This is a genomic window from Hungatella sp. SL.1.14 (genome assembly GCF_024460495.1).
In the GTDB taxonomy this organism is placed as follows: domain Bacteria; phylum Bacillota; class Clostridia; order Lachnospirales; family Lachnospiraceae; genus Hungatella; species Hungatella hathewayi.
The window spans coordinates 20821-27606 of sequence record NZ_JANFYJ010000044.1 but is presented as its reverse complement, the minus strand read 5'-3'; the positions used below and the strand labels follow the sequence as shown (position 1 = coordinate 27606).

The window sequence follows — 6786 nt, the reverse complement described above, 5'->3', positions numbered from 1 at the left end:
CCCCATATCCAGCTTCCTTCAGATTCCACCTCACGGTGGACACCCTTGCCTTCGGCTATATCCTTCCCACCACCGGGCGGATTCCGGACTTGCACCGGTTAGAAACGTGCGCCGCCGGGCGCACCAACAGAACAAGAGGAGATACTCCCCATCTCCTCTTTGTCCTGTTACCCGTGTTATCTATATTCTGCTCCCCTGCAAACACTTCTTACTGGAATGTGTCCTGAATCTTTTTCATGACAGCATCTGATTTCTTGATTAAATCGGAGACACCCATCTTCAGCACTTTTTTCCCTTTGAAACGGTCCAGCCCTTCTAATGCCACGTCATTGACCAGAACTACACAGGCCGCCTCGTCGATATCCTTCTGCTTTAACTGATTTTCTACGCCGGCTCCGCCCTGTGTTTCAATGATTACGTCGATTCCCAGCTTCTGTCCGGACAGCTTTAATGCCTCCGCCGCCATATATGTATGTGCTACGCCTGATGGACAGGATGTAATTCCTACTACCTTCATGATAATTTCCTCCTTTATACCTTCTGATTATAATTCGTCAAATGTGATCTCGTCGAGTCCGTCGTCCTCCACTGCCGCTTTGGACGCCATATCGTCCGTATTGTTCTTCTTTAATAAGTTTACCATAATTGCCGTCACAAATCCACCGGCTAACACGGAAATGATATACCAGATTCTGCCCTCTACAACCGGGAGTACGATCAGTCCGCCCCATGGCGCATGGTTTAACACACCGGTTAAGAAAGGAATAATGTTGCCGACTACGGCTCCCACGATCAGAGACGGGATAACGCGCAGCGGGTCATTGGCTGCAAATGGAATGGCGCCCTCTGTAATTCCCACACAGCCCATCAGAATAGCCGCCTTGCCTGCTTCTTTTTCTTCCGCATTGTATTTCTTCGGAGCCAGTAAGGTAGCGATACCCATACCGATCGGAGGAGTACAGATTGCAACGCCCACGCCGCCCATCAGATAAGGAAGCGTATCGACCTGTGTCTGTGCAAATAAGGTTGCCACTTTGTTGATCGGGCCGCCCATGTCAAATGCCGTCATGGCGCCGAGGATTGTTGCCAGCGGGACTCTGCCCACATCGCCCAGGCCGGAAAGCCAGGCAGTTAAGGACTGCATGATAAATGCGATTGGTGTACCAATTCCCCAGACGATAATGCCGCCCGTAATAAAGGTGCCGACCAGCGGGTAAATGAAAATGGAACCCAGGGTCTTTAAAGAAATCGGAAGCTTAATCTTCTTTAACTGTTTTACCACAACACCGGCGATTAAGCCTGCCGCCATGCCGCCCAGGAAGCCGGCGCCCATGGAATTTGCCAGATATGCGCCGATCATACCGGGTGCCAGGCCGGGTTTATCCGCGATCGAATACGCGATGTAACCGCCCAGAACCGGAACGAACAGGGTCAGGCCGCCGAGGCCGATCTCTGCCAGACCGGCAAGCCAGCCCTCCGTCGGTGTAGCCGCACCGGCCGGATTCAGCATAACGGAGATGGAAAACAGGATACCGCCCGCTACGATGAACGGGATCATGTGAGAAGTACCCGTCAGTATGTGTTTCTTTAAAATCTTAATCTGCTCTTTCATTTCCCTACCCCTCCAAAACTTCCGTTAAGATATCAAACACCTGGTTCTTTGTGCTGTTTCTCAAAGACTCTCTGAATTCCTCATGCATCAGCTGCCTTGAGAGATTGGCAAGAATCTTCATATGGGTATCTCCCGCTTCGGAAAGCGGAACGGCAATCAGAATGATTAAGTCGGCCGTCTCGCCTGTCTCTTCGTTCCATACCACCGGTCTTACTGTCCTTGCAAATGCAACGCTTGCCTCCAGAACGTGATCGGCCTTTCCATGCGGAAGTCCCATGTCGAATCCCACATAGGTCGGTGCGATGGCCTCCCTCGCCAGCACATCCTCGAAAAACTCGTTCTGATCCGTTATCTTACCTGCCGCGTCCAGTTCCTTAACCAGCGCGCTGATGACGTCCTTCTTTTCCGCTGCGTCAATGTCAAATACGATACAGTTCTTACTAATTAATTTACTCATTGCAAACCTCCTGCCGGCTGCTGCCGGTTATTAAAAATTCCTTTGTTCCAGGCCTGGAAGAATTTGTTTGTTCCTTACATGCCTTATGATAATCCTGTTGGGAAAAAAAGAAAAGATAGAACATTTGCAAAAAAAATTTACAAAAATTTGAAGGGGGCTGTAACCCTGTTTTCGTCAAAAAAAATGCTTAAGCGGGATACTGGAATTCTCCCGCTTAAGCGATCACTGTCATTTCATATAGTTGCCTGTCATTACTGCATTTTCACCGTCTCACAAAACTCCTGCAGCGTCCGGTGCAGCTGTCCCTCCGCCGTCTCATCGCAGAGCACGACGATCTTGTCTCCGGCAAGCAGCTTCGTATCGCCTCTCGGCACGAATTCCGCCTCGCCTCTCATCAGGGAAACGACGAGGCACGTTTTCGGCCACGCGATCTCCGATACCTTCATCCCTTCTGCCGCGCTCCCGTGGAAGATCATGCCTTCCACCAGCACTTTTTCTCCGGTCAGAACCGCTTTCTTCTCCGGGTTCTGCTTTGCCAGCAGGCGGTGAAGAAGCTGGTCGTAAACCGGCGCGCACCGCATGATATCAGGCACCAGATACGCGGCCAGGGACACCATGGACAGCGTAAGCAGATGAGAGAAGGAGCCCGTCATCTCACTGATTAAGATAATTCCGGTAATCGGAGCACGGACAATGGCTGAGAAGTAGCCTGCCATCCCCAGGATGATAAAGTTGCCTAAAAGCCCGTCCAACGAACCGCTCACCATTCCCACCGCATTGAAGTAGATGCCGCCGATCACGGCTCCCATCACGAGAAGGGGCAGGAAAATGCCGCCTGGTGCTCCGGAGCCGAAGCTCACCATGGAAAATACAAATTTTACCACAAACAGCAGACACATGGAGCCGATCACCATTTCCCCGGAGGAAAGCACCTCCACCAGAGAATGGCCGCCTCCCAGAACGGACGGATAGAGGAATCCGAACACTCCGGCCATCATAAACGGGATCAGCAGCCGGAGCATCTGTCCCGGAATCTTCTGATACAAGTCCTGGGATTTCGAGAGACAGGTGTTGTAGACCACCCCCATCAGCCCGATGATCACACCCAGAATCAGCACATGAGCGTAAGTGCTCAGCGGCATCATATGAGTAATGTTAAATGTAAAGACCGGTTTCAGGCCAAATACATTTCTGGAAACAAAGTCCGATGTAATCGAAGCCGCCATGGAGGACAGCAGAATCTCCGGAGAAAAGTGCTTATGAATCTCCTCCAGAGAAAATAAAACTCCCGCGATCGGCGCATTAAACGCCGCCGATAATCCGGCCGTGGCGCCGCAGGTCATGAGAAGCTTCTCCTCTGTCTTCACACGCTTCGTAAGGCGTGAAAACCCTTTCGCCGCCATGGCGCCAAGCTGGATACTCGGGCCCTCCCGTCCGAGGGACAGACCGCAGCCCAGGCCGATTAAACCGCCTGCCAGCTTTGCGGTCAGAACCCGCCACCAGCACTCATCGATCTCGCCCATTATTTCACCTTCCACCTGGGGAATCCCGCTGCCCGAGATCAGCGAGTCCCATTTTAGAAGCAGTGTCACAATCACGGCAGCCGCAGCCAGGATTAAGAACCACACCGGAACAAACCAGACATGGGTCCTTCCATAATTTAAAATATTGTGCAGGAGTATCTCCGCATATCCCAGCAAATAGCGGAATGCCACTACCACAACGCCTGCGATGGCGCCTACGGCGACTCCCTCCAGGATCAGTGCATAACGAAAACTCCGGTAACGGTTAATGGTATTGGTAACCGTATTCCCTTCCGACCGCATTTTACGTTCCCCCTCTTTATTCTCTTTTAACATTCGAATCCTTTCGTTAAAACTATATGAATTGTTCTGTTGCCAGTATCTGATTATAACGCTGTGACCAACAGATAGCAAGGAAATTGTTCACAATTTGGCCACATATTCCCTCAAAAAAAGTATTATGATAGTGGATATGAAAAAAGAAAGTGGTGAGAATTATGAAACAGTTTAACCATCGGTGGACCAGGCTGCTTATGACTGCGTGCCTTCTCTCCTTCTGTCTCCCCCTTCCGGCTCATGCCGGAGAACGAAAAAAAGTCGATCAGATTCCGCTCAGTTTTTCCTCCTCCATCGAAGCAGGGAAAACTGGCGGGGAAGTATATGTCACCGTCGATGATCCCAGCCGGGCTGCACACTGCCGGATCGTCAACACAGCGATTACCAATCCGCCTGACACGGTGTGGGAGGCCGGAACAACACCGGAGATCCTGATTTCCCTGCGTGCGGAAAGCGGCTTCTATTTTCCTTCTGACAAAGCAGACGCGTTCCGTTTAACCGGAGCCGGCGCCGTATTCGACCGGGCGGAATTCCTGGATTCCCAGTCCGTCCTCCATGTGACCGTCCGTTTGAGTGCGCTCTCTGATCCGGATGCGCCGGTCCTTCTCTCCGGCCTTTCCTGGGATAAAGGTTCCTTTACCGCCCTCTGGGACGACGACAGCAACGCCCGGTACTACCAGGTACAGCTTTTTAAAGACGGCCAGCCGGTGGGCGCTGCGGCAACCACCTATACCAACTACAGCCGGTTATCCGATAAAATATCGGGAAAAGGCAGCTACCGCTTTACTGTACGCTTCGTCGACAACGCCTTAAACCGGAGCGAATGGATCTCTTCTGATACCTGGGAGATAACCGCTTCCGAGGCCGCCGCTCTCGAAAGCAGTCTAAAGAATACATATGGCCCCGGAACCGTCTCCTCCCCTGCCAGAGCCGCTGGCGAGTGGAAATCCGACGACACGGGATGGTGGTTTGAACATCCGGACGGAACGTGGACGACGGATGGCTGGGACTATATCAGCGGCGAATGGTACTATTTCGATCATTCCGGCTACCGGAAGAGCGGATGGATTCCGTGGCAGGGAACGTGGTATTACTGTGATGAAGACGGAGTCATGCTGAAGAACGCGGAGACTCCGGACGGATACGAAACGGACAGCAGCGGCGCCGTCAAGGCCAAATAAAAAAGCCCGGTTTTAACTTTCTTTCCCTCATGATAGTTCTCAGGGATTCAAAAAGATAAAACCGGGTCTTATTCTGCGCACACCAGACCTGTCTGTTACTGCGTTTTCCGGGCTCATTCCCGCCTTTTCGATTATGCCGCTTTTCCGATTAACGATTCCGGGGAAAATGCCGTACTGTGACATACAATTTCCACTGTTTTGCCAAGGCCCACATTCATAACGCCCATCAGTGATTTTCCATCGATTACAAGATGATTGTAACAGATATCGACATCAAAATCACAGGTTTCCGCTTTGTTTACGAATGCAACCATTTCTTCCACGGTTGAAAATGTATAGAACATGTTTTTCATCTGGAGCACCTCCCTCTCTGTTTGATGATATCATTTTACTCCTTATTTCGGCAAAATAACATATGATATTTATGCGAAATGTTGTAATATTTTAAGTTCTTTTCTAATCTTTCCCGGATATGGCGGTTCCATACATAAAAATTCGAGAAATTCTTTCATTTTTTTACGCGAAAGGACTACACAAAAAGTAATTTATCGTGTATAATATAGAAGTTCGGGTTCAGGCAGGCAACTATGGCCTGTGAAGCAGAATACGATGGAGACGTATCGAAGTGGTTGTAACGAGCCGCACTCGAAATGCGGTTGTCGGGTAACCGGCACGTGGGTTCGAATCCCACCGTCTCCGCTATATAAAAAAGAACACCAGCAGGGAAGAATGATCTGACTGCCGGTGTTCTTTTCTTTTATTTCTGTAAATATTCCTCAATAAATTTCGACGCCACAGCCCCGTCTGACGCGGCCGTCACGATCTGTCTTAAGGGTTTTGTTCTCACATCCCCCACGGCAAATACTCCCGGTACGTTCGTCTTTGTCGTCTCATCTGCGACGATATATCCCTGTTCATTTCGCTCTACCTGTCCTTCAAATACGGCGGTGTCAGGCACTCTTCCTATCGCCACAAACACTCCGTCGCAGGAAACCACGCTCTCTTCCCCTGTTTTCACGTCAGTGAGGCGCACTCCCGTCACCTTCTTCTCATGCAGAATCTCCTCAATGCGGCTGTTCCACAAAAACTCGACCGGGCTGTCCTTCAGCGCATTCTGGTATACCATGGAAGCGCGCAGTGCATCTCTCCGGTGGACCAGATATACTTTTTTACAGATCTTGGACAGGAATAATGCATCCTCTGCCGCACTGTTGCCGCCGCCGGATACCACGACGGTCTTGTCCTTATACCGCATCCCGTCGCAGACTGCGCAGTATGCCACTCCGCGTCCCCGCAGCTTCTTCTCTTCCGGAAGTCCCAGTTCTCTCGGTGAAGCGCCGGTAGCGATCACCACCGTCTTCGCAAGAAGTTCGCCGCCTGTGGTGGTAATCTTCTTCGGCTCTGACTGGAGCTCGGCACTGATTACTTCGTCGAACGCCGTCTCTGCTCCGAAGCGGTCGGCGCCCTTTTTCATCTTTTCTCCCAGCTCAAAGCCATCGATTCCGTCTTCAAATCCGGGGTAATTATCTACCTGGCCGGTGGTCGCCATCTGTCCGCCCGGCGACAGCTTTTCCAGCACCAGGACTGACATTCCGCTTCTTGCGCAGTAAAGCGCCGCACTGTAGCCGCCGGGACCGCCGCCGATGATGACAACATCATATTGTTTTTCGTTCATAT

The 6786-nt window shown here is 51.2% G+C and carries 7 protein-coding genes and 1 tRNA gene; 2 read left to right on the top strand and 6 right to left on the bottom strand.

What is annotated here, in order from left to right; translation table 11 throughout:
* Nucleotides 1-208 precede the first annotated feature (208 nt).
* The 4 genes from NE473_RS28420 to NE473_RS28405 form a co-directional block, all read right to left on the bottom strand.
* Nucleotides 209-517 carry a PTS fructose-like transporter subunit IIB gene (locus NE473_RS28420; protein WP_022033729.1) on the bottom strand — a complete coding sequence of 103 codons (309 nt, stop codon included), beginning with the start codon at nt 515-517 and terminating at the stop codon, nt 209-211.
* A gap of 27 nt (nt 518-544) precedes the next feature.
* Entirely contained in the window at nt 545-1612 is a 1068-nt protein-coding gene (locus NE473_RS28415; RefSeq protein WP_006772457.1) for a PTS fructose transporter subunit EIIC, read from the bottom strand.
* Nucleotides 1613-1616: 4 nt separating this feature from the next.
* Entirely contained in the window at nt 1617-2069 is a 453-nt protein-coding gene (locus NE473_RS28410; RefSeq protein WP_055652260.1) for a PTS sugar transporter subunit IIA, read from the bottom strand.
* A gap of 251 nt (nt 2070-2320) precedes the next feature.
* Nucleotides 2321-3895, bottom strand: a complete 1575-nt coding sequence (locus tag NE473_RS28405) for a ClC family H(+)/Cl(-) exchange transporter (protein WP_055652261.1) — start codon at nt 3893-3895, stop codon at nt 2321-2323.
* Nucleotides 3896-4089: 194 nt separating this feature from the next.
* Between NE473_RS28405 and NE473_RS28400 the strand changes: the two genes are divergently transcribed.
* Nucleotides 4090-5109, top strand: coding sequence for a hypothetical protein (locus NE473_RS28400; protein WP_055652262.1), 1020 nt, complete (start codon nt 4090-4092; stop codon nt 5107-5109).
* A gap of 131 nt (nt 5110-5240) precedes the next feature.
* Here the strand turns inward: NE473_RS28400 and NE473_RS28395 are convergent, their stop codons facing one another.
* Complete coding sequence (locus tag NE473_RS28395; RefSeq protein WP_006772462.1) at nt 5241-5462, bottom strand: HPr family phosphocarrier protein; 222 nt, start codon at nt 5460-5462, stop codon at nt 5241-5243.
* A 258-nt stretch (nt 5463-5720) separates the two neighbouring features.
* Between NE473_RS28395 and NE473_RS28390 the strand changes: the two genes are divergently transcribed.
* Nucleotides 5721-5808, top strand: a tRNA-Ser gene (locus tag NE473_RS28390).
* Nucleotides 5809-5866: 58 nt separating this feature from the next.
* On the opposite strand, the gene trxB is transcribed toward NE473_RS28390, so the two are convergent.
* Nucleotides 5867-6784, bottom strand: coding sequence for a thioredoxin-disulfide reductase (gene trxB, locus NE473_RS28385; RefSeq protein WP_055652263.1), 918 nt, complete (start codon nt 6782-6784; stop codon nt 5867-5869).
* Nucleotides 6785-6786 lie beyond the last annotated feature (2 nt).